The sequence below is a fragment of the Kosakonia pseudosacchari genome, from assembly GCF_015167415.1.
Taxonomy (GTDB): Bacteria; Pseudomonadota; Gammaproteobacteria; order Enterobacterales; family Enterobacteriaceae; genus Kosakonia; species Kosakonia pseudosacchari.
Genome location: NZ_CP063425.1, coordinates 481,078 through 502,615, shown reverse-complemented (window position 1 = coordinate 502,615; position 21,538 = coordinate 481,078). Strand labels below are relative to the sequence as shown.

Here is a 21,538-nt window from a genome sequence, read left to right as displayed (position 1 = left end):
GCGCTTTTATGGCAGTATTCACAATTCTGTAAGCAACAAAATGTACATAACACTTTCTTTTGTGGCTTAGATCGAAAAAGGATGCCTCTGATGATTAAGTTTAGTGCAACGCTTCTGGCCACGCTGATTGCGGCCAGCGTGCAGGCGGCAACGGTGGATTTACGTATTCTGGAAACCACTGATTTGCATAGCAACATGATGGATTTTGATTACTACAAAGACACGGCGACGGAAAAGTTCGGCCTGGTGCGTACCGCCAGCCTGATTAACGCCGCGCGAAATGAAGTCAAAAACAGCGTGCTGGTGGATAACGGCGACTTAATCCAGGGCAGCCCGTTGGGCGATTACATGGCGGCGAAAGGGCTGAAAGCCGGGGAAGTTCACCCGGTTTATAAAGCAATGAACACCCTTGATTACGCCGTCGGCAATCTGGGCAACCACGAATTCAACTACGGTCTGGATTACCTGCACAAGGCGCTGGCTGGCGCGAAATTCCCGTATGTGAACGCCAATATCATCGACGCGAAAAGCAAAAAACCGCTGTTCACGCCTTACTTAATCAAAGAGACGCCGGTCACCGACAGCGAAGGCAAAACCCACACGCTGCGCATCGGTTACATCGGTTTTGTGCCGCCGCAAATCATGGTCTGGGATAAAGCCAACCTGAGCGGCAAAGTGACGGTGAACGACATTACCGAAACCGCGCGTAAATATGTGCCGGAAATGCGCGCCAAAGGGGCGGATTTAGTGGTCGTGGTCGCACACTCCGGGCTGTCGGCGGAGCCGTACCAGGCGATGGCGGAAAACTCCGTTTATTACCTTAGCGAAGTACCAGGCGTTGACGCGATCCTGTTTGGTCACGCCCATGCGGTGTTCCCGGGTAAAGATTTCGCTGCGATAAAAGGCGCAGATATCAAGAAAGGAACGTTGAACGGTATTCCTGCCGTGATGCCAGGCATGTGGGGCGATCATCTTGGCGTGGTCGATCTGGTGCTGAACAATGATTCCGGCAAATGGCAGGTGCGCGAATCGAAAGCTGAAGCGCGCCCGATTTATGACGCGGCGGCGAAAAAAGCCCTCGTTGGCGAGGACAGCAAGCTGGTGCAGATCCTCAAGCACGATCACGACGCCACCCGCGATTTTGTTGGTAAACCGATCGGTAAATCCGCCGACAACATGTACAGTTATCTGGCGCTGGTGCAGGACGATCCGACCGTACAGGTGGTCAACAACGCGCAGAAAGCCTACGTCGAACACTTTATTCAGGGCGATCCGGATCTGGCAAAACTGCCGGTGCTCTCTGCTGCCGCGCCGTTTAAAGTGGGCGGTCGTAAAAACGATCCCGCCAGTTATGTCGAAGTGGAAAAAGGCCAGTTAACCTTCCGCAATGCCGCCGATTTGTACCTCTACCCGAACACGCTGGTGGTGGTGAAAGCGACCGGCAAAGAGGTGAAAGAGTGGCTGGAGTGCTCCGCCGGTCAGTTTAACCAGATCGATCCGCACAGCGACAAGCCGCAAAGCCTGATCAACTGGGACGGTTTTCGCACCTATAACTTCGATGTGATTGATGGTGTGAACTACCAGATTGATGTCACGCAGCCAGCACGCTATGACGGCGAATGCCAGAGCGTTAACCCGCAGGCGGAACGCATTAAAAATCTGACCTTTAACGGCAAGCCGATTGATCCGAACGCGGTGTTCCTTGTTGCCACCAATAACTATCGCGCCTACAGTGGCAAGTTTGCCGGTACGGGCGACAGCCATATTGCCTTTGCCTCGCCGGATGAAAACCGTGCCGTGCTGGCGAAATGGATCAGCGATGAAACCCAGCGCGCGGGTGAAATTCACCCTGCCGCCGATAACAACTGGCAACTGGCGCCGATCGACAGCGACACGAAACTGGATATTCGTTTTGAAACCGCGCCCACGGATAAAGCCGCCGCGTTTATCAAAGAGAAAGCCCGCTACCCGATGGCGAAAGTCGCCAACGACGAGATCGGCTTTGCTATCTATAACGTTCAGTTAAACAAGTAATTATCCCGCCAACGCCTGCTGGCCTTCCCGTTCATCGCGGAAGGCCAGTACCTGCGGAACATTCAGTTCTATCCAGTCGGCAAGCGCGGCAACCTTCTCGCTGACCTGCTCACCCAGCGGTGTCAGACTATACTCGACATGCGGCGGCACCACCGGGTAAGCCACGCGGTTGATAAAGCCATCCTGCTCCAGCCATTGCAGGCTCTGCGCCAGCATCTTTTCACTGACGCCGCCCATTTTGCGGCGTAAATCGCTAAAGCGGTGAGTGCCATCGCGTAGCGCCACCAGGATCAGCACGCCCCAGCGGCTGGTGACATGTTTCAGAACCTCCCGCGAGGGACACTGCTCGGCGAACAGGTTGCCATTGCGCACCAGTTCACTCAGCGTTTGTGGTTGGGTGTCGATTTTCATACTTACCTTTTTGTACGTACTTACTAAAAGTTAGTTAAGGTGTTAGCGTACCACAACACTCACCGAACACCGAAGGAGAATACTCATGATCGCACTCACCGGCGCGACCGGCCAACTGGGCCAGTTTGTGGTAGAAGAACTGCTGAAAACCGTGGCGGCAAAAGAGATTGTCGCTATCGTTCGTAACCCGGCGAAAGCCGAAGCGCTCAGTAAGCAAGGCGTGCTGGTACGCCAGGCTGATTATGGCGACCAGGCCGCGCTAACGCAGGCGCTGGCGGGCGTCGATAAGCTGTTGCTGATTTCCAGCAGCGAAGTGGGTCAGCGCGCTTTGCAACACCGCAATGTGATTAACGCCGCCAAAACCGCCGGGGTGAAATTCATTGCTTACACCAGCCTGCTGCACGCCGATAAATCCCCGCTTGGTCTGCATGTTGAACATGTTGAAACCGAGAAAATGCTCGCCGATTCCGGCATTCCTTATGCCCTGCTGCGTAACGGCTGGTACAGCGAAAACTACCTGGCAAGCGCGCCAGCAGCACTGGCGCACGGGGTCTTTATTGGCGCTGCCGGTGACGGCAAAATCGCCTCCGCTACCCGCGCCGATTACGCTGCTGCCGCTGCGCGCGTGATAAGCGAAGAGGGACATGCGGGCAAAGTCTATGAACTGGCCGGTGACAACGGCTGGACGCTCACTGAACTGGCCGCGCTGCTCAGCAAAGCCAGTGGTAAAAACGTGGTCTACCAGAACCTGAGCGAAGCCGACTTCGCCGCCGCGCTGAAAGGGGCGGGTCTGCCGGAGGCGTTTGCCAATCTGCTGGCCGATTCCGACGCGGGCGCGGCAAAAGGCGGGCTGTTTGACGACAGCAAAACGCTGAGCAAATTAATTGGCCGCCCGACCACGTCGATTGAAAAGAGCGTCAACGACATTCTGTAAAGGTTACAAAGTGGTTAATTTTTGTAGCCTCCCGCCGGACCATCCCTAATAATGAAGGGATGATCCGTGTGGAGAGAGACCGTGGAAGGCGTACCTGAGCAGTTTACTGACGAACGAGATTGCGCGCGCTTTCGCCACCTGGCGTTACTGCCGGGGGTGGAGCTGTACCACGCGCATATATCGCGTTACGCCTTTGAGCCTCACACCCATGAAGCGTTTGGCATTGGCGCTATCGAAGCCGGTGCCGAACGCTTTCGTTATCGCGGTACGCAGTATGTCGCGCCGACGCATTCTGTAGTCACGATGAACCCTGATGAGCTGCACACTGGCGAGGCGGAAACCGCCGACGGCTGGCGCTATCGCATGGTTTATCTTGAGCCAGACCTACTGGAAGAGGTCACCGGGATCCGCCACTGGTGGTTTAGCGATGTGATGCGACACGATCCGCTGCGCACCCGGCAGATCTGCACCCAGATCCACGGCCTGTGGCACACCGACGATCCGCTGGCGCAACAGGGGATTTTGCTGGATCTCATTGATACCTTCCGCCCGCTGGCGCACCATGCGCCGCAGCGCCCGGAAGGCGCGCACCGGTTTGAGCGGGTTCGCGATTATCTGCATGACAACTATATGCACAGCCTGACGCTCGACGAGCTGGCGAAAGTGGCGGCGCTCAGCCCGTACCATTTTCAACGCCAGTTTAAGGCGCATTTTCATGTCACCCCGCACCAGATGCTGATGGCGATCCGCCTGTGGCGCGCCAAATCGTTTCTGACCCAGGGCATGGCCGCCGCCGATGTCGCCGCCGTTACTGGCCTGACCGATCAATCACACCTGACCCGCGCGTTTACCCACCGCTACGGCATCACGCCAGTGCGCTACCAAAAGCAGGTCACCCGCCGTTAATGCGCAATCTCATACAATATTCCCGCGCGTTGCTCTCCTACACTGTCCGCTGCCGATGTCACTGTAGGTGAAAAGATGATTAGTGGTGTGTTGTATGCCCTGCTTGCCGGGCTGTTGTGGGGGCTTATTTTTGTCGGCCCGTTGATCGTGCCGGATTACCCGGCGGCGCTGCAATCCACCGGGCGCTATCTGGCGCTGGGGATTATCGCCCTGCCGCTGGCGTGGCTGGGTCGCGCGCGCTTGCGCCAGCTTACGCGCAGCGACTGGTTCACTGCTTTATGGCTGACGATGATGGGCAACCTTATCTATTACGTCTGCCTGGCAAGCGCCATTCAGCGCACGGGCGCGCCGGTGTCGACGATGATTATCGCCACACTACCGGTGGTGATCCCGGTGTGCGCTAACCTGCTCTACAGCCAGCGTGACGGCAAACTCGCCTGGCAACGGCTGGCTCCCGCGCTGATCTGCATTGCGCTTGGGTTAGGTTGCGTCAATATCGCCGAACTGCGCCACGGACTGCCCAATTTCAGCGGCTGGCGCTACGGTTCCGGTATTGTGCTGGCGTTCACCTCGGTCGCATGCTGGGCCTGGTATGCGCTGCGCAATGCCCGCTGGCTGCGGGAAAACCCGGACAAAAACCCGATGATGTGGGCCACGGCACAAGCGCTGGTCACGCTTCCGGTGTCACTGGTGGGCTATCTTGCGGCATGCCTGTGGCTTGGTGTGCAACAACCCGATTTCACCCTGCCCTTCGGCCCGCGTCCGCTGGTGTTTATTACGCTGATGTTCACCATTGCGGTGCTCTGCTCGTGGGTAGGCGCATTGTGCTGGAACATTGCCTGCCAGCGGCTCCCGACGGTGATTGTCGGCCCGCTGATTGTCTTTGAAACCCTGGCCGGGCTGCTCTATACCTTTGTGCTGCGCCAAAGCCTGCCGCCGCTGCTCACCGTCTGCGGCATTATCTTGCTGGTCGGCGGCGTGCTGATGGCGGTGCTGTCGAAACCGGAAAGAGCCAGCGTCACCGCGCTGCGCGCAGAGTAAGAAGCCGTTTCCGCCCGGTTTCGCCCCGGGCGGTGAGCTAAAAACCATCAACGCGACTGCCCGCACAGTGGGCATGAATGCCAAAAATGCTCGGTCTGCCTGTGCGCACATCGTCGACTGTGATTTTCGGTTAGCCGTAAAAAAACCCGGCACAGGCCGGGTTTCAGGAGTGCGACTCAACCGTTATCAGAACGTTTCCCAGTTGGCCTCATTGAAGCTCTCCGGCGCTTTGGTCTGCGGTTTGCTGGCAGGCGTCACCAGCACCGGACGGCGTGCGCTACGCGTACGATTGACCTTGAATACCGCCACGGTTTCAGTCAGGCGTGCGGCCTGTTCTTCCAGCGCCGCAGCAGCGGCGGCAGACTCTTCCACCAGCGAGGCGTTCTGCTGGGTCACGCGATCCATCTCGGCAACGGCCTGGCCCACCTGATCGATACCACGGCTCTGCTCGTCAGAAGCAGACGAGATTTCGCCCATAATGTCGGTCACGCGCGTGACGGCGCTGACGATTTCAGCCATGGTTTCCCCGGCTTCATGCACCAGCGCGGCACCCGCATTGACGCGACTACTGGAGTCTTCAATCAGCCCTTTAATCTCTTTTGCTGCCTGCGCACTGCGCTGCGCCAGGGTACGTACTTCACCGGCAACCACGGCGAAACCACGGCCTTGTTCGCCCGCACGCGCCGCTTCAACGGCGGCGTTCAGCGCCAGGATGTTGGTCTGGAAGGCGATACCGTCAATCACGTTGGTGATCTGCGCGATTTTGCTGGAGCTGTTGGCAATCTCATCCATGGTGCGCACCACGCCATCCACCACGTCACCGCCTTTCTTCGCAGTACCGGAAGCATTCAGCGCCAGTTGCGTTGCCTGACGAGCGTTGTCGGCGTTCTGTTTCACCGTCGCGGTGAGCTGCTCCATGCTGGCGGCGGTCTCTTCCAGAGAAGCGGCCTGCTGCTCAGTGCGTGAAGAGAGATCGTTGCTGCCGGCAGAAATTTCACCCGCGCCGGTGTAAATGGTGTCTGCGCCATCGCGAACGACGCTCACGGTTTTCACCAGCGACTGCTGCATTTCTTTCACATTCTGCGCCAGCAGCGCCATTTCGTTTTTGCCTTCGGCGTCGATGTCATGCGTCAAATCGCCGGTCGCGATGTGACGAATATGATTCATCACTTCATGTAACGGCTTCAGCAGGACGCGCTGCATCGCTACCCAGCTCATGATGATCACCACCAGCACCACCAACATTACAGTGCCGAGGATCCACAAAATGCGCTGATAATCCTGTTCGTTCTGGGTGATCCCTTCGCTCGCCAGTACGGTCTGCGCATCGCGCCACGCACGATAGCTCTTCTGCATGGCAACTTGTTTCGCTTCGGCGTTCTGACGGAACATATCTTCCAGGTCGCCCGCCAGCAGCAGACGGTTCATTTCCGTCAACGTGGCATGGTAGACGCCGTACTGCGTTTCCAGATCTTTCGACAGGTTTTTATCCAGCCCTGGCGTGTCCGGAATAGTTTTGTACTTCTCGAAATGCTGTTGCGCCTGGTTCAGCAAATTGGTGGCCGTTTGCGCCAGTTCATTAAGCTGACCGCCATTAATCTGGCTGGCGGTGCTGCTTTGCAGACGCAGCATACCGCGGTTCAGCGTCACACGTGCCTGGTTGAGGCTGATCCAGGCATCGGTAAATTCGGAAACGTTCTGGCTGGAAACCTGGGAAACATTGAAGTTGTTTTTATCGTTATTAAGCGCACTGATGAACACGCCAGCCGAGATCAGCTGCATAGCACCAAGCACAAGTAAAACCATGATTAATAAAGTAATAACTTTTATTTTTTTAAACATTGTAAGCCTTTATAGCGTGCAGGATATTGTCTGGAGTCTTGGTATCGGCAGCGACGCGGAGTTGTTTAATTGTGATGCAGGTCGCAATCCAGTAATTTCCAATAAAAACGCCTGTATTCAACATGTTAAATCTGTAAGATTTTTTGTGATGAATATCACAGTTTTTCGCGAAAGAAAGGAATAAGGCGATTCCCGCTGCCCCAAAAGGGGTATATCATCGACTTAAAGATGCATTTAAAATACAACTTATAAATTCCACATGAGGTAACTGCTATGGCTTTCCGCGATCAACCCCTGGGTGAGCTGGCGCTCTCTATCCCCCGCGCCTCCGCACTGTTCCGTAAATATGATATGGATTACTGCTGCGGCGGTAAGCAGACGCTGGGCCGTTCTGCGGCCCGCAAAGAACTGGATATTGACGTCATCGAAGCCGAGCTGGCGACACTTGCCGGGCAGCCGATTGAGAAAGACTGGCGTGTGGCGGGGCTGGCGGAAATCATTGACCACATTATTGTGCGTTACCATGACCGTCACCGTGAACAATTGCCGGAACTGATCCTGCAGGCCACCAAAGTGGAGCGCGTCCACGCCGATAAACCGAACGTGCCGCGCGGCTTAACCAAATACCTGACCATGCTGCACGAAGAGCTTTCCAGCCACATGATGAAAGAGGAGCAGATCCTGTTCCCGATGATCAAACAGGGTATGGGTTCGCAGGCGATGGGGCCGATAAGCGTAATGGAGAGCGAGCACGATGAAGCGGGCGAACTGCTGGAAGTGATCAAACACATTACCAATAACGTCACACCGCCGCCGGAAGCCTGCACCACCTGGAAAGCGATGTATAACGGCATCAATACCTTGATTGACGATCTGATGGAACACATCAGCCTGGAAAACAATACTCTGTTCCCGCGTGCCCTCGCTGGCGAATAAATAAAGGCGCCCGAGAGCGCCCTGATTCATGGAAGTTTAGAGCCGCCGCGCGGCTCTTTTTTTATGGCTGGCGGTTAGCCAGACGCTTTTTGCCCGCGTACAGCCAGCCTGCGCCCAGCACCACAAACCACAGCGGCGTCACAATCAGCGCCTGACGGGTATCGGCTTCCAGCGTCAGCAGCACCAGTACAAAAACGAAGAACGCCATGCACACCCAGCACATCACTTTGCCGAGCGGCATTTTGTAGTTCGATTTTTCATGCAACTGCGGGCGCTGCTTACGGTACACCAGGTACGAGCAGAGGATGATCGTCCAGACGAACATAAACAGGATCGCCGATACGGTGGTGATCATGGTGAACGCGGCAATCGCGCTCGGATTCACGTACAGCATCACCACGCCGCCCAGCAGGCAGATACAGGAGAAGGTCAGTCCTTTCGCCGGGACCGCGCGTTTAGAGAGCCTGGCGAACGCTTTCGGCGCCACGCCATCCTGCGCCAGGCCGAACAGCATCCGGCTGGTGGAGAAGACACCGCTGTTGGCGGAAGAGGCCGCCGACGTCAGCACCACGAAGTTGATAATGCTCGCCGCCGCCGGAATACCCACCAGCACGAACAACTCAACAAACGGGCTCTTATCCGCCACCACGGAGCTCCACGGTGTCACCGACATGATCACAATCAGCGCGAAAACGTAGAACATAATGATGCGCACCGGAATCGAGTTGATGGCGCGCGGCAGGGATTTCTCCGGATCTTTGGTCTCCGCTGCGGTCGTACCGACCAGTTCAATCCCCACAAAAGCAAACACCGCGATCTGGAAACCGGCAAAGAACCCGCTGATACCTTTCGGGAACCAGCCGCCGTCATTCCACAGATGCGAGAAAGAGGCTTCAACGCCGGTCGGGGATTTAAAGTGCATCAGCACCATCACCACACCCACGATAATCAACGCGACAATGGCGACGATTTTGATCATCGCAAACCAGAACTCCATCTCGCCGAACATTTTCACCGTCGCGAGATTAAGACTCAGCAGCACGACGACAACGGCCAGTGCCGCTACCCAATCGGCGAGATTGGGGAACCAGAACTGCGCGTAAGCCGTGATGGCAACAACATCCGCCATGCCGGTTACCACCCAGCAAAACCAGTATGTCCAGCCGGTAAAATACCCCGCCCACGGCCCTAACAGGTCGGCGGCGAAGTCGCTAAAGGATTTGTATTCGAGATTTGACAGCAGTAATTCACCCATGGCGCGCATGACGAAAAACAGCATAAAGCCGATGATCATATAGACAAAAATGATCGACGGACCGGCGAGGCTGATGGTTTTCCCGGAGCCCATAAACAGCCCGGTCCCGATGGCACCACCAATGGCGATAAGCTGAATATGCCGGTTTGTGAGATTTCGCCGTAGCGACTGTTCAGTCGACGCCTGTTCGTCGGCCACGACTTTAACCTGATCTACCATGTTGTATTCCTGTCTGTGTTGTTGGGGCTCTACTGGCCTTTTTTAGTTGCGTGTTCCGCCCTTGTATGGACGCAAAGATATTAGGTAAGAATCGGCGGGATGAATACTCGGAATTAAAAACAATGTTAAATATTTGTTTAAAGTGAGTGTCATATCACTCAGGCAACGCGAAATAGCTCACAAAAATACACCCGATTGCGCTATTTGCAAGATAATCTGTCGGTATTGGTTTTATTAACAAACGATCAGCGCAGCAGGTGCCGCCCCTTCCCTGACGGGAAGAGGCATTCATGCGGGAAATTACAGAATTTCCAGCAGTTCCACTTCAAATACCAGCGTGCTGAACGGCGGAATAGACGCGCCAGCGCCGCGCTCGCCGTACGCGAGGTTGTGCGGAATGGTCAGTTCCCATTTGGAACCCACCGGCATCAGCGTCAGGGCTTCGATCCAGCCAGCAATCACGCCGTTAACCGGGAATTCAGCCGGTTCGCCGCGCGCAACGGAGCTGTCGAACACGCTGCCATCAATCAGTTTACCGGTGTAGTGCACACGCACACGGTCAGTACGCGCCGGGATAGCGCCTTCGCCCTGGGTGATAACGCGGAATTGCAGACCGGATTCGGTGCTGTTCACGCCTTCACGCTCGCGGTTCTCTTCCAGATATTTCACGCCTTCTGCCGCCATCTCTTCGAAACGGGAACGACGCACAGCGTCGGCACGCTCGTGGATTTCACGCAGCGCGCGGTGGACAACGTCGACCGGAACAGCGGGTTGTTTGCCTTCCAGTGCATCTGCGATACCTGCGACCAGCGCTTCCGGTAACAGCCCCTCTAACCCGGATTCGCTCAGCTGCTGTCCTACCTGCAAACCAATGCCGTAGCTGGCTTGCGCTTCGATCGTGTCAAAAGTTGGGGTTGTCATGGGTTTTCCTTTCATCGCTTTTTAAGGTAGCGCGCAGCATAACAGCCGCGCTGCACCGGGTAAAACTTTGTCGCAGGAAAGATGACAAATCGCAGGGAAAGGGAAAGAATACAGCAAGTAAGATTTATCCCGAATTGCGGTCACAAAATGCAGCTTTTTGTCGACTTTCAGGCAGTTAAAAACGGCGCACGCCGCGGTTGCGGAATAAAGTGTATATACTCAACGAGACAGGACATTACATGACGCGGAGCAGGAGGAAAGCCATGCCCGGGCGATTTGAACTGAAACCTACCCTGGTGAAAATCTGGCAAGCCCCGGACCATTTTCGCCTGATGGACCCGCTCCCGCCATTGCACCGTCGCGGCCTGATCCTCGCGGCTTTGCTGGTGGTTATCGGTTTTCTGTTACCGTCAACTGACGACAGCAACCGCGCCACCGCGCCTTCCGGCGCTCGCGAAGCGCAACTCAATCTTCCAGCCTCTTCACAGCCGCAACCTTCCACAACGGAACCCACACCGCCGCAGGTAGTAAGTGAGCCGCAGCAGACCGCGCCGAGCGCGGAAGCGTCCATGCAACAGCAGCAAACCGTAGAGCAGCAGCAACCGCGCCAGCATGTAACGCAGAACACGTTGCCCTCTTCCAGCGGCATCGAGCAACAGTGGCGCGCTTACCGTGTTGAAGAGGGGAAAACGTTGGCGCAACTGTTCCGCGATCACAATCTGCCGCCAACCGATGTTTATGCGATGGCCAAAGTGGAAGGCGACGGTAAACCGCTGAGCACCCTGCAAAGCGGCCAGATGGTGAAAATTCGCCAGAACGCCAACGGCGTAGTGACCGGGCTGACCATCGAAACCGGCGGCCAGCCGGTGCTGTTTACCCGTCAGCCGGACGGCAGCTTTATCCGCGCGCGTTAATCTACTCTGCCGGGTATACGTTACCCGGCTCGTTTGTTGACCCACCAAATTCCTGAGCAGACCAGCACCAGTGCGACCGCGTATTTGATTTCGAGAATATTTTCACCAAGGAAAATGGCGGAGAGCACCGAACCGGCAACCGGTATCACGAAATTGAACGGCGCGATCATACTGACGCGGTTCACTTTCAGCAGCATGCTCCACAGGGCGAACGCCACCGACGACAGCAACGTAAGATAGCCAAGGATTGCCACTGCGCTGACGCTATGCACTGCCAGCGTTCCGCCCGACAAATAGCCGCCAATCAGCAGCGCGACGCCGCCAATAGCCAGCTGCCAGCCGGTCATCACCGTCGGATCGACCGTCTGGGAAATACGTTTGCCATACAGCGTGGCGGCAGAGAGGATAAACGCCGCCAGCACAATGAAACCGTCGCCGTTCCAGACAAAAACAAAATCCCGCATACCGCTGTGAAAGTTCACCAGCATGACGCCGGCAAAACCCAAAATACAGCCGAGGCTTTTGTTGTAGCTGAGTTTGTCGTTTTGATAGATAAAGTGCGCCAATAGCACGCTGAAGAAGGTGCCGGTCGCGTTCATGATCGACCCGTTTACGCCAGTGGTATACGCCAGACCAATATAGAAGAAAGTGTATTGCAGGGTCGTTTGCGTTAACCCAAGCACCGTCAGTTGCCCAAACTGTGTCGCCGATAGTCTGCCGATCGGTTTACGCTGCGCCATCGCGAACAGCAGCAGCAACACGCCCGCAAACAGGAAACGATAACCGGCAAAGACCACTTTTGACGGGATGTCATCGGGGGCGATGTGAAAGAGTTCGTAGCCGTTTTTAATGGCCGGGTAAGAGCTACCCCAGAGCAGACAACAGAGCGTGGCGCAAGCGTAAGCCACATTTCGGCGGGCAAAAACGGACGCGGGCAGAGCGGTTTCCATGACAAATCTCAAAGATAAAATTGCGTTTCAATTATTATCCGAGGATGCATAAGAAATCACGATTCTGCAAGGAACAATGACCATTTCTGGTGGTGCTGAAAAGCAAAACGCCGGCACAAGGCCGGCGTTTTATTCCCCGTTGTATTTCGCGTTGCAGATGCGTTGGCCGCGTTCGCTCACACCAGTCACTTAGTTATCTAAGCTCCTGGCGATTCACTCACTTGCCGCCTTCCTGCAAGCCCGAACGACTCAGAGGCATTGCTGTGAGTAACGAATTACTCAGCAACAACGTTTACAGTCAGTTTAGCGAATACTTCGCTGTGAACCTGGAAGTCCACTTCGTGCTCACCAACAGTACGCAGAACGCCGTTCGGCAGGCGAACTTCGCTCTTCGCAACTTTCACGCCAGCTGCAGTTACAGCGTCAGCGATGTCGCGAGTACCGATGGAACCGAACAGTTTACCTTCGTCGCCAGATTTAGACGCGATGGTAACAGAGCCCAGTGCATTGATGCTTTCAGCGCGAGCGTTAGCAGCCGCCAGAACGTCAGCCAGTTTGGCTTCCAGTTCAGCGCGACGTGCTTCGAAATACTCAACGTTTTTCTTGGTAGCCGGAACAGCTTTACCCTGCGGTACCAGGAAGTTACGAGCGTAGCCCGCTTTAACGTTAACCTGATCACCCAGGCTACCCAGGTTTGCTACTTTATCAAGCAGAATAACTTGCATTACCTTATCCTCTCAAAGTCGTATTAATGGACCGTGACCGATTACTGATGACGATCAGTGTACGGCAGCAGGGACAGGTAGCGAGCGCGTTTGATAGCGCGTGCCAGCTGGCGCTGATATTTTGCACGGGTACCGGTGATACGGCTCGGGACAATCTTACCGCTTTCGGTGATGTAGTTTTTCAGCGTAGCGATATCTTTATAGTCGATCTCTTGAACGCCTTCCGCGGTGAAACGGCAGAACTTGCGACGACGGAAATAACGTGCCATTTGGCTAGTCTCCAGAATCTATCAATTCAATCTGCTCGGCATGCAGAACCATTTTGCTCAAGCCGTTCTTTGCCTTGTGGCAACTGATGAACCCCTGAACAGTTACTGCGCTGCCGACCGTTATACTGTGAGTAATGGCCTGGTTCTCCTGCCCGCTGATTATCACAGGCATTTGGCACCACGCCTGCCGGTGGAAACCGGCTTCCTCCTGCACAGAACGGTGCTCAAGCACGAACTGGCAGTGAGGAATTCCTGACGGGCTGACCTTACGAAGCGGCGCCCTGCACACTGTGCCGGACAACACCAGGCGGTTGGTCATCAGTAATTACTCTTCAGAATCCCCAGCATCTGCATCATCTGCGGTTTCGTTAGCGAAATCATCGCGACGCTCACGGCGCTCGTCTTTCGCTTTAACCATCGGAGATGCTTCGGTAACAGCGTGTTTAGTACGCATAACCATGCTGCGAATAACGGCATCGTTGAAGCGGAAGTTTGTTTCCAGCTCATCGATCACTTCCTGCGGAGCTTCAACGTTCATCAGAACGTAGTGGGCTTTGTGCAGTTTGTTGATCGGGTAAGCCAGCTGACGGCGGCCCCAGTCTTCCAGACGGTGGATCGTACCTTCTGCTGCAGTGATTGCACCAGTGTAACGTTCGATCATGCCCGGAACCTGTTCGCTCTGGTCAGGATGGACCATAAAAACGATTTCGTAATGACGCATCGAATTGCTCCTTACGGATTATTCAGCCTCCTGTCTGGGTCAGCCGAATCCCGGGGAGGCAAGGAACGTGTTAAAGGTCGGCTGAAAAATTGACGCGTCATAATACTGATGTCCCCTGTCAAACTCAAGGCAATTGCACAAATAATTCGCACTAAGCGCAAAGAGAAGCGCGCCTGGCGAATTAAAATTAAGCACAACGCATTACGGCAATTTTTTGAACGACAGCATCAGAAATGGTCGCGATACCTTTTCGGGCTAACGCGTAAACTTTACACAGGCCTCACACATAAGGAGGAGAGATGTTCAAGAACTAAAAAACGACGTTTTATCGGAGCATAACATCATGAAATACATCGCAATATTATTAACAACCTTGCTGCTTAGCGCCAATGCCGCAGCGGCAATTAAACTCAACAACCAGCAAGCCCGCAACATGGATGATGTACATAGCTTAGGCGTTATCTATATCAATCATAACTTCGCCACCGAGCATGACGCGGACGAGGCACTCAATGACGAGGCCGACGCCCACAGCGCCAAATATTACCGTGCAGAGCTCACGCATGAGCCGGGAAGCAACGGCAATCTGCACGCCAGCGCATTTATCTACCGCTAATCACACGGTTTACAGGCTAGTTCCTCTTGCATTTGCGGCCCCGCATTGGGGCCGCACACCTCAATAAGAATTTTTTCATTCGCCCTTACCAAACCGCTTTTTGACCGCTTTAATCATCGTCAGACATAGGCAAAGAAACTTGGCGGGCAAGACAATGTTCAAGCGGTTTTCAACGTTAGGTCGCATACCTGCAGGCGTCTGGATATTAGGCGGCGTCAGTATGTTGATGGATATTTCCTCGGAGATGATCCATAGCTTGTTGCCCCTGTTTATGGCCACGACGCTTGGCACAAGTGTCGTGATTATTGGCCTGATTGAAGGGCTGGCGGAAGCCACCGCGCTGATGGTGAAAGTCTTTTCCGGTATGTTCAGCGACTACATCGGCAAACGTAAAGGGCTGGCGCTGCTCGGTTATGGCATGGGCGCATTAAGCAAGCCGCTGTTTGCGCTGGCCTCAACGTCCAGTCTGGTATTTGGCGCACGCCTGATGGACCGGCTTGGCAAAGGCATTCGCGGTGCGCCGCGCGATGCGCTGGTTGCCGATGTCACCCCGGCAGGAATCCGCGGCGCGGCATTTGGGTTACGCCAGTCGCTGGACACCATAGGCGCGTTCCTCGGGCCATTGCTGGCGGTCGCATTGATGCTGCTGTGGAATGACAACTTTCAGGCCGTGTTCTGGATTGCGGTGATCCCCGGTGTACTGGCGGTCGCGCTGTTATTCTTTGGCCTGCACGAACCGAAAACTCCCATCACCCATAAACGCACCAATCCCATTAGCCGTGAAAATCTCAACCGGTTAAGCCGTGCTTACTGGTGGGTTGTGACGCTCGGTTTTGTTTTTACTCTCGCCCGCTTTAGCGAAGCGTTTCTGGTGCTGCGCGCCCAACAAATGCATATCCCCCTGGCGACAATCCCGCTGGTGATGGTCGCCATGAACCTGGTCTACGCGGTGACGGCGTATCCGTTTGGCAAATTGTCAGACCGCATCAGCCACAGCCGGTTATTACAGCTGGGTCTGGTGGTGCTGATCCTCGCGGATATGGCGCTGGCGCTCAGCCAGCACTGGAGCACGTTGCTGCTCGGTGTCGCACTGTGGGGCGTACACATGGGTATGACGCAAGGCTTGTTAGCAACCATGGTTGCCGATACCGCGCCAGCGGAACTGCGCGGCACGGCGTTTGGCATGTTCAATTTACTCAGCGGTGTTGCGCTGCTGCTGGCAAGCCTCGGTGCCGGCGTTTTGTGGGAAACCCACGGCGCGGCGTCAACCTTCTGGGCAGGTACCCTCATCTGCGTGCTCGCGCTGATGGTTATCCGCCTTCGCCGAGCGGCTTAAAGATAACGGCTAAAAAAGTCCGTTGTCGCACTCAGCGCGTGCGGGGTAATGCGGTGCTTTACCCCGGCTTCCCACTGGTAAGTGAGATGGGTGTCCAGCCCCTGTTCCTGCAACGCTTGCTGTAAACGGAAAGATTCCGCCGCTGGCACCACATCATCCTGCTCGCCGTGCCACAACAGCAGCGGGCGATCGGCGATGCGCGACAGTTGCGTACTGACATCCCACCGTGAGAGTGGAGCAATAATCGCGTCGAATTCACGCTGCTGTTCCGGCGTCGTCACCGCGAGCGGCGGGAAAAGCGTGCGGGCAAGGGAGGTGAAATAACCGGACCCCATCAGGTTTGCGACGCAGCGCACTTCCGGGTGACGCGTCATGATGCCCAGCGCAGTCATCCCGCCCATCGACGCACCGCCGACCGCCAGCCGCTGGTTATCAATCAATTCAAGGCGCGCCAGCGCGTCGCGCAGCGCGGCGAACTCTTCAATATTGCCTCTCAGAATTTGCCAGAACTGGTGCAAACGCCGCTCAACATCGCCACTAAAACGCGCACCATGATCGGGCGCGTCTGGCATCACCACGCGAAAACCGGCTTGCGCCAGCGCCACAGCGAAATAGCTGTAGACCAGCTTTGATGAGGTGAAGCCGTGATAAAACACGATACAAGGCAGCGGTTCGCCGCGTTTTCCCGCCGGGAAGGCATGCAATGTTTCGACACCCGCAAATTGTTCAACCTGAAGCTCAATCATTACTCCCTCCTTGATCTATAGTGCTGGTATGCCACTGGCGACAGCGAGGTGCAAGTCAGATTTCGCATGAGCATCTGATGACATTGCGAGATAGATTACGCTTTCAAAACACTTTCATTCGAAATTAGTGCTCGGGATAACATTTCGGGAACATTCCCCCAAACGGAAATTCACCAGGAACTACACTATGGCAATCAGGAGAGATGAGAAAACCATGCGTGCTTTACTGTGCATACTGTTCGCCTTGCTGTTAAGCGGCTGCGCAGTGCTGGAAGGTAAGCCGCAATCTGCACCGCCGGTTAGCGACCATCCGCAGGAAATCCGCCGTAATCAAACGCAGGAGCTCCGCGAGATTGGCGCCGTTAGCGTAACGGTACTGGGTTCTCCCATGGACGTGGAAGACGCAATCAAAGCCAAAGCCGTGGCTGCCAGCGCCGATTATTACGTCATCATCATGATGGATGACACCATAATTCCCGGTCGTTGGTTCGGACGCGCCCTGCTGTACAAGCAGTAGCGAGGCGTTGATTTTCAGGACATTTACATTGCTTTGCGTCCATTGATGTTCTCCTGTGCACAATAGGATTTTTCGAATCCGTTGCGCGAAAGGAAGCCCTGCAAAAAATCGGGGTAACGTAAAATGGAGCTGACTATGAAACGATCTCTTGCCTTAAACTCACTGTTGCTTTCTACCGGTTTGCTAAATACAACAGCGCAGCCTGCAGAGTTCGCCAGCGCTGACTGCGTGACGGGATTAAACGAAATCGGTCTTATCTCCGTCAATAATGTCTCAGGGAGCCTACAGGACGTGGAGCGGGTTATCGCGTTAAAAGCAGATGAACAGGGAGCCTCATGGTATCGCATTGTGCGAATGCAGGAAGATCAACACGTTGACCACTGGCGAGTGCAGGCCATTTTGTACGCCTGAGCCGCTGGAAAAAGCCACCTAAATCTGGTGGCTTTTTTATGCCCCTACAATCATTAAGATTATGTTATCGCAATGATACATCGGTGTAACATTTTGTTACATTGACAAACTAAATGTTATCGCAATTGTGCCGTTGAAGGAGCCACATACACAGAACAACGGACAAATTATGAGCGCCTTTTTTCGTCGCACCGGCCTCGGTGCAAAATTGTCACTCCTGACTGGCGCAAGCGTTGCAACGCTTTTCCTCTTATTCACTTTTCTGATGAGCAATAAAGCCAGCCAACAGCTGGAAACGCTGGCCATGGAAGACCTGCACAGCCAATCTACCGGGGTGGTGGATATGGTGGAAATGTTCAACAGTAGTCTCAGTGATGAGGTGGAGAGCTACACGCGCTTGTTCAGCAGTTTTCTGCCACAGCCGCTCGCGGTTGATCCACAACAGCGCCGCGAGATTAACGGTATCGATGTGCCGCTCTTCAAAGGCGGCGATAGTGAACTGCATAACAACAATGCTATCCCGGACGATTTCCTCAACCGTACAGGCGCTATCGCGACGCTATTCGTGCGCAGCGGTGACGACTTTGTGCGCGTTGCAACATCACTGCGTAAAGAGAATGGCGATCGTGCCATCGGCACTAAGCTGGATAAAGCCAGCCCGGCTTTTGCGCCGGTAATGAAAGGTGAAGTCTATCGCGGGCTGGCGCTGCTGTTTGGCAAACGCTACATCACCCAATACCAGCCGGTGAAAGACGCCAGCGGCAATACCATTGCCATTCTGTTTGTTGGCGTGGATATCACCCGTTCATGGGACGTGATGCGCAATAAGATCCTCGGTCGTAAGCTGGGTGAAAGCGGTCATTTCTTCGTGCTTGATCGTAACCAGGGCAAGAATTACGGCAACTACCTGTTCCACGATACCGACGAAGGCAAACGCCCGCAGTGGGATGAAAAAGATCTGCAAACCTTGCTGACAAGCAACAGCGGTACGCTGGCGCGCCAGAGCGCGGACGGCCGCACATTGCTGATGTCTTACACCGCGCTACCCGGCTGGAACTGGACAGTCGTTGGCGAAGTCGACAAAGCCGTGCTGCTGCGCGATGTCACCACCATGCGTAACCAATTCCTGCTGGCTGGCGTAGTGGTGTCCCTGCTGTTCGCCGCACTGTTTGTCGTCATCATTCGCCGCTGGCTCAGCCGCCCGCTGCGTAACGTTATCGAACTCGCTCAGCAGTATTCGGCAGGCGATCTGCGCGCCACTCTGGTGGTGGATCGTCATGATGAAGTCGGTCAGTTGATCGAAGCCATTAACGGCATTGGCGACGGGCTGCACAAGATTGTGTTGCAGGTGCGCGAATCCGCCGCCGAGATTAACCTCGGCACCAACGCCCTGGCCGCCGACAGCGGCGAGATCAGCGAGCAGATTAACAAGCAAGCCAGCAGCGTGGAGGAAACCTCCGCCAGCATGGAGCAGCTTGCCGCCACCGTGCAGCAAAACGCCGCCAACATGGAACAAACGCAAAGCCTGGTCAATGAAACCACCGACGCGGTGCAAAAAGGCGGGAAAACCGTCGATCACTCCGTGGCGACAATGGAAGACATTCGCGCGGCATCGCAGCGCATTGCCGACATTACCCATGTGATTGAATCCATCGCGTTCCAGACCAATATCCTGGCGCTGAACGCCGCAGTGGAAGCTGCGCGCGCGGGCGAACACGGTAAAGGTTTTGCCGTGGTTGCCCAGGAAGTACGCGCCCTGGCTGCGCGCAGCGCCAACGCGGTGAAAGAGATTGAAGCGCTGATTGGTGACACGCTGAAAAAAGTGGGCGAAGGCCACTCCCAGTCAGAAGCCACGCGAGTCGCCATGCAATCGATCATCAGCCACATGGATCAAATCAACCAACTGGTGCATGAAATCAACCATGCCTCCCGCGAACAATCAGCCGGGATCAACCAGGTTAATCTGGCAATGACGCACATCGGTGATGCCACGCACGTCAACGCCGGGCGCGTTTCACAAAGTGAGGAAACCGCCCGTACGCTGCGGGAAAAAGGCGCGCACCTGAGCGAGCTGGTAAGCCTGTTCCGCCTGAAGATGGATTAATTCGCTGCCCCCGTGGCGCGAAGCAGCAGGTCATTTTGCACCTGCTCGCTAATCAGTGACGTGCCACGGGTATCCAGCATCATCTGGCACCACGCCTGCGCCATCGGCGGCGATGCGTGGCGCAGCATTTGCGCCCCCGTCCCCAGCCGCCAAAGCAGTTGCGTAATCTCCCTACCCTGCGCTTCATCCGGTCTGCGTAGCCGCTGCTGAAGCTGTCGCCATGCGCGATCAAAATGGCGATCCTGCCCTTTCACCGCCGCAAAATCATCACTGAGCACATCCACTATCCCCGGCTGTTTACCCAACACGCGCAGCACATCCAGGCACATGACGTTGCCGGAACCTTCCCAGATGCTGTTGACCGGCATTTCGCGATACAAGCGCGGTAATTCGCTCTCTTCGCAATAGCCGATACCGCCAAGCACTTCCATCGCTTCGGCGACAAACGGGATGCCGCCTTTACAGACCGCAAATTTAGCCACCGGAGTAAACAGGCGCGCAAAAAGCACCTCTTGCTCATTGCGGCGGCTGTCCCATGCACGGGCGAGGCGAAACAGCATGGCGGTTTGCCCCTCCAGTTCCAGCGCCATCCGGCTCAGCACGTGGCGCATCAGCGGCTGATCGACCAGGTTTTTGCCAAACGCCTGCCGCCGGTGCGCGTGATACAGCGCCACCGAAAAGGCGCGGCGCATCAGCCCATGACTTCCCAGCGCGCAATCAAAGCGCGTTAGCCCGCCCATTTTGAGGATCTGCCGTACACCATCGCCCTCTTCGCCAAGCAGCCAGCCGCTGGCATCGCAAAACTCCGCTTCGCTACTGGCGTTAGAGCGGTTACCGAGCTTGTCTTTCAGGCGTTCCAGCCGCACACCGTTACGCTGACCGTCAGACAGAAAGCGCGGTACAAAGAAGCAGGAGAGCCCGCCTTTGGCCTGCGCCAGCACCAAATGCGCGTCACTTTGCGGTACGGAAAAGAACCATTTATGCCCCACCAGCCGGTATTCATCACCGCTTTTTTCCGCCCGGGTGGTGTTGCTCAGTACATCCGTTCCACCCTGTTTTTCGGTCATTCCCATCCCAATCAGCAGGCCGCGTTTCTGGTTGCCTGGCGCTAAATGCGGATCGTAACGATCGCTCAACAGCGGTTTTAACCAGTCGTGAAAAGGCATCGGCAATGCCTGTTGCAGCAGCGGCGTTGCGGCGAAGGTCATGGTGATGGGGCACAACGTGCCGGATTCAACTTGGGCGTGCAGCACAAACCGCGCCGCCCGCGCAACAAAAGCACCGACACGCGCCTCCTCCTCCCAGGCCAGGTTATGCACCCGGTTGGCGCACAGCCCCTGCATCAACAGATGCCACGCCGGGTGAAAACGGACATCATCCAGCCGCTCGCCAGTGGTGTCATAACGCAGCAGCTCCGGGGGATTGGCGTTGGCTAATCTTCCCAGCTCCAGTGATTCCGCCGCGCCCAATTGTTGCCCAAGGCTGGCGAGCAACTCGGCGTCCCACGCCGCGCCTTCGCGCACCACTGCCTCGCACAAAGGGCGATCAGAAAGAAAAAGGTTGCTGTTTTTTAACGGAATGGGTTGGTTAAAAACGGTATGCGTCTGCCAGTGCATCGTGTCTCCCTCCTTCAATGGCAATGAAGATAAGTATGGACAGCCCGCGCTAACGCTGCATGGGAGTAGGCTCACAAGGCCGCAATTTGACGGCAATCATTCGTGAAACGGCTC

At 55.6% G+C, this 21,538-nt stretch carries 22 protein-coding genes; 11 read left to right on the top strand and 11 right to left on the bottom strand.

Going from position 1 to position 21,538, the window contains the following annotated elements; all coding sequences use genetic code 11:
• Positions 1–90: 90 nt before the first annotated feature.
• Positions 91–2,034: a bifunctional 2',3'-cyclic-nucleotide 2'-phosphodiesterase/3'-nucleotidase gene (locus IP581_RS02315; protein WP_193821662.1), complete on the top strand. Its 1,944-nt coding sequence runs from the start codon at positions 91–93 to the stop codon at positions 2,032–2,034.
• Here IP581_RS02315 and IP581_RS02310 read toward each other — a convergent pair whose 3' ends face one another.
• The gene (locus IP581_RS02310; RefSeq protein WP_193821661.1) at positions 2,035–2,445 is read right to left on the bottom strand and encodes a winged helix-turn-helix transcriptional regulator; all 411 of its coding nucleotides are present in this window, start codon (positions 2,443–2,445) and stop codon (positions 2,035–2,037) included.
• Between the two features lie 85 nt (positions 2,446–2,530).
• Here IP581_RS02310 and IP581_RS02305 point away from each other — a divergent pair, with 85 nt between their 5' ends.
• The 3 genes from IP581_RS02305 (at position 2,531) to IP581_RS02295 (ending at position 5,326) form a co-directional block, all read left to right on the top strand.
• Positions 2,531–3,379, top strand: a complete 849-nt coding sequence (locus IP581_RS02305; protein ID WP_193821660.1) for an SDR family oxidoreductase — start codon at positions 2,531–2,533, stop codon at positions 3,377–3,379.
• Between the two features lie 81 nt (positions 3,380–3,460).
• The gene (locus IP581_RS02300; protein ID WP_097401759.1) at positions 3,461–4,285 is read left to right on the top strand and encodes an AraC family transcriptional regulator; all 825 of its coding nucleotides are present in this window, start codon (positions 3,461–3,463) and stop codon (positions 4,283–4,285) included.
• Positions 4,286–4,360: 75 nt separating this feature from the next.
• Positions 4,361–5,326, top strand: a complete 966-nt coding sequence (locus IP581_RS02295; RefSeq protein WP_193821659.1) for a DMT family transporter — start codon at positions 4,361–4,363, stop codon at positions 5,324–5,326.
• A gap of 186 nt (positions 5,327–5,512) precedes the next feature.
• Here IP581_RS02295 and IP581_RS02290 read toward each other — a convergent pair whose 3' ends face one another.
• The gene (locus IP581_RS02290; RefSeq protein WP_086872973.1) at positions 5,513–7,168 is read right to left on the bottom strand and encodes a methyl-accepting chemotaxis protein; all 1,656 of its coding nucleotides are present in this window, start codon (positions 7,166–7,168) and stop codon (positions 5,513–5,515) included.
• A 273-nt stretch (positions 7,169–7,441) separates the two neighbouring features.
• Here IP581_RS02290 and ytfE point away from each other — a divergent pair, with 273 nt between their 5' ends.
• Complete coding sequence (ytfE, locus tag IP581_RS02285; RefSeq protein ID WP_097401762.1) at positions 7,442–8,104, top strand: iron-sulfur cluster repair protein YtfE; 663 nt, start codon at positions 7,442–7,444, stop codon at positions 8,102–8,104.
• Positions 8,105–8,165: 61 nt separating this feature from the next.
• On the opposite strand, the gene cycA is transcribed toward ytfE, so the two are convergent.
• Both cycA and fklB read right to left on the bottom strand, forming a co-directional pair.
• Positions 8,166–9,578 (bottom strand): D-serine/D-alanine/glycine transporter, encoded by a 1,413-nt coding sequence (gene cycA / locus IP581_RS02280; protein ID WP_193821658.1) that lies wholly within the window; start codon positions 9,576–9,578, stop codon positions 8,166–8,168.
• Positions 9,579–9,878: 300 nt separating this feature from the next.
• A complete protein-coding gene (fklB, locus tag IP581_RS02275) occupies positions 9,879–10,499 on the bottom strand; it encodes an FKBP-type peptidyl-prolyl cis-trans isomerase (RefSeq protein ID WP_020456255.1) in 621 nt (206 codons plus the stop codon).
• 263 nt (positions 10,500–10,762) lie between these two features.
• Here fklB and IP581_RS02270 point away from each other — a divergent pair, with 263 nt between their 5' ends.
• On the top strand, positions 10,763–11,413 hold the full coding sequence (locus IP581_RS02270; protein ID WP_193821657.1) for a LysM-like peptidoglycan-binding domain-containing protein: 651 nt from the start codon (positions 10,763–10,765) through the stop codon (positions 11,411–11,413).
• Between the two features lie 20 nt (positions 11,414–11,433).
• Here the strand turns inward: IP581_RS02270 and IP581_RS02265 are convergent, their stop codons facing one another.
• The 5 genes from IP581_RS02265 to rpsF form a co-directional block, all read right to left on the bottom strand.
• Complete coding sequence (locus IP581_RS02265) at positions 11,434–12,363, bottom strand: DMT family transporter (RefSeq protein WP_193821656.1); 930 nt, start codon at positions 12,361–12,363, stop codon at positions 11,434–11,436.
• Between the two features lie 275 nt (positions 12,364–12,638).
• Positions 12,639–13,088, bottom strand: a complete 450-nt coding sequence (gene rplI, locus IP581_RS02260) for a 50S ribosomal protein L9 (RefSeq protein WP_017459146.1) — start codon at positions 13,086–13,088, stop codon at positions 12,639–12,641.
• A 41-nt stretch (positions 13,089–13,129) separates the two neighbouring features.
• Positions 13,130–13,357 carry a 30S ribosomal protein S18 gene (gene rpsR / locus IP581_RS02255; protein ID WP_000135199.1) on the bottom strand — a complete coding sequence of 76 codons (228 nt, stop codon included), beginning with the start codon at positions 13,355–13,357 and terminating at the stop codon, positions 13,130–13,132.
• Between the two features lie 4 nt (positions 13,358–13,361).
• Entirely contained in the window at positions 13,362–13,676 is a 315-nt protein-coding gene (gene priB, locus IP581_RS02250; RefSeq protein ID WP_057066577.1) for a primosomal replication protein N, read from the bottom strand.
• A gap of 6 nt (positions 13,677–13,682) precedes the next feature.
• Positions 13,683–14,078 carry a 30S ribosomal protein S6 gene (gene rpsF / locus IP581_RS02245; RefSeq protein ID WP_020456251.1) on the bottom strand — a complete coding sequence of 132 codons (396 nt, stop codon included), beginning with the start codon at positions 14,076–14,078 and terminating at the stop codon, positions 13,683–13,685.
• Positions 14,079–14,421: 343 nt separating this feature from the next.
• On the opposite strand from rpsF, the gene IP581_RS02240 reads away from it, so the two are divergent.
• Both IP581_RS02240 and IP581_RS02235 read left to right on the top strand, forming a co-directional pair.
• Entirely contained in the window at positions 14,422–14,694 is a 273-nt protein-coding gene (locus tag IP581_RS02240) for a YdgH/BhsA/McbA family protein (protein WP_193821655.1), read from the top strand.
• Positions 14,695–14,848: 154 nt separating this feature from the next.
• The gene (locus IP581_RS02235) at positions 14,849–16,030 is read left to right on the top strand and encodes an MFS transporter (RefSeq protein ID WP_193821654.1); all 1,182 of its coding nucleotides are present in this window, start codon (positions 14,849–14,851) and stop codon (positions 16,028–16,030) included.
• Here IP581_RS02235 and yjfP read toward each other — a convergent pair.
• Positions 16,027–16,776, bottom strand: coding sequence for an esterase (gene yjfP, locus IP581_RS02230; protein ID WP_193821653.1), 750 nt, complete (start codon positions 16,774–16,776; stop codon positions 16,027–16,029). The two genes, IP581_RS02235 and yjfP, sit on opposite strands and share 4 nt — an antisense overlap.
• Positions 16,777–16,963: 187 nt before the next feature.
• Between yjfP and bsmA the strand changes: the two genes are divergently transcribed.
• The 3 genes from bsmA to IP581_RS02215 all read left to right on the top strand — a co-directional run bounded on the left by bsmA (position 16,964) and on the right by IP581_RS02215 (position 19,808).
• On the top strand, positions 16,964–17,293 hold the full coding sequence (bsmA, locus tag IP581_RS02225) for a biofilm peroxide resistance protein BsmA (RefSeq protein WP_193821652.1): 330 nt from the start codon (positions 16,964–16,966) through the stop codon (positions 17,291–17,293).
• 123 nt (positions 17,294–17,416) lie between these two features.
• On the top strand, positions 17,417–17,704 hold the full coding sequence (gene yjfN, locus IP581_RS02220; RefSeq protein WP_086872983.1) for a DUF1471 family protease activator YjfN: 288 nt from the start codon (positions 17,417–17,419) through the stop codon (positions 17,702–17,704).
• Positions 17,705–17,873: 169 nt separating this feature from the next.
• Positions 17,874–19,808 carry a methyl-accepting chemotaxis protein gene (locus IP581_RS02215; RefSeq protein WP_086872984.1) on the top strand — a complete coding sequence of 645 codons (1,935 nt, stop codon included), beginning with the start codon at positions 17,874–17,876 and terminating at the stop codon, positions 19,806–19,808.
• Here the strand turns inward: IP581_RS02215 and IP581_RS02210 are convergent.
• Positions 19,805–21,424, bottom strand: coding sequence for an isovaleryl-CoA dehydrogenase (locus IP581_RS02210; protein WP_193821651.1), 1,620 nt, complete (start codon positions 21,422–21,424; stop codon positions 19,805–19,807). The two genes, IP581_RS02215 and IP581_RS02210, sit on opposite strands and share 4 nt — an antisense overlap.
• Positions 21,425–21,538 lie beyond the last annotated feature (114 nt).

Bases quoted from the DNA above. Each gene is read 5' to 3' on its own strand.
- IP581_RS02315 (WP_193821662.1), top strand. From the start codon at position 91: ATGATTAAGTTTAGTGCAACGCTTCTGGCCACGCTGATTGCGGCCAGC.
- IP581_RS02310 (WP_193821661.1), bottom strand. From the start codon at position 2,445: ATGAAAATCGACACCCAACCACAAACGCTGAGTGAACTGGTGCGCAAT.
- IP581_RS02305 (WP_193821660.1), top strand. From the start codon at position 2,531: ATGATCGCACTCACCGGCGCGACCGGCCAACTGGGCCAGTTTGTGGTA.
- IP581_RS02295 (WP_193821659.1), top strand. From the start codon at position 4,361: ATGATTAGTGGTGTGTTGTATGCCCTGCTTGCCGGGCTGTTGTGGGGG.
- IP581_RS02290 (WP_086872973.1), bottom strand. From the start codon at position 7,168: ATGTTTAAAAAAATAAAAGTTATTACTTTATTAATCATGGTTTTACTT.
- ytfE (WP_097401762.1), top strand. From the start codon at position 7,442: ATGGCTTTCCGCGATCAACCCCTGGGTGAGCTGGCGCTCTCTATCCCC.
- cycA (WP_193821658.1), bottom strand. From the start codon at position 9,578: ATGGTAGATCAGGTTAAAGTCGTGGCCGACGAACAGGCGTCGACTGAA.
- fklB (WP_020456255.1), bottom strand. From the start codon at position 10,499: ATGACAACCCCAACTTTTGACACGATCGAAGCGCAAGCCAGCTACGGC.
- IP581_RS02270 (WP_193821657.1), top strand. From the start codon at position 10,763: ATGCCCGGGCGATTTGAACTGAAACCTACCCTGGTGAAAATCTGGCAA.
- IP581_RS02265 (WP_193821656.1), bottom strand. From the start codon at position 12,363: ATGGAAACCGCTCTGCCCGCGTCCGTTTTTGCCCGCCGAAATGTGGCT.
- rplI (WP_017459146.1), bottom strand. From the start codon at position 13,088: ATGCAAGTTATTCTGCTTGATAAAGTAGCAAACCTGGGTAGCCTGGGT.
- rpsR (WP_000135199.1), bottom strand. From the start codon at position 13,357: ATGGCACGTTATTTCCGTCGTCGCAAGTTCTGCCGTTTCACCGCGGAA.
- priB (WP_057066577.1), bottom strand. From the start codon at position 13,676: ATGACCAACCGCCTGGTGTTGTCCGGCACAGTGTGCAGGGCGCCGCTT.
- rpsF (WP_020456251.1), bottom strand. From the start codon at position 14,078: ATGCGTCATTACGAAATCGTTTTTATGGTCCATCCTGACCAGAGCGAA.
- IP581_RS02240 (WP_193821655.1), top strand. From the start codon at position 14,422: ATGAAATACATCGCAATATTATTAACAACCTTGCTGCTTAGCGCCAAT.
- IP581_RS02235 (WP_193821654.1), top strand. From the start codon at position 14,849: ATGTTCAAGCGGTTTTCAACGTTAGGTCGCATACCTGCAGGCGTCTGG.
- yjfP (WP_193821653.1), bottom strand. From the start codon at position 16,776: ATGATTGAGCTTCAGGTTGAACAATTTGCGGGTGTCGAAACATTGCAT.
- bsmA (WP_193821652.1), top strand. From the start codon at position 16,964: ATGGCAATCAGGAGAGATGAGAAAACCATGCGTGCTTTACTGTGCATA.
- yjfN (WP_086872983.1), top strand. From the start codon at position 17,417: ATGGAGCTGACTATGAAACGATCTCTTGCCTTAAACTCACTGTTGCTT.
- IP581_RS02215 (WP_086872984.1), top strand. From the start codon at position 17,874: ATGAGCGCCTTTTTTCGTCGCACCGGCCTCGGTGCAAAATTGTCACTC.
- IP581_RS02210 (WP_193821651.1), bottom strand. From the start codon at position 21,424: ATGCACTGGCAGACGCATACCGTTTTTAACCAACCCATTCCGTTAAAA.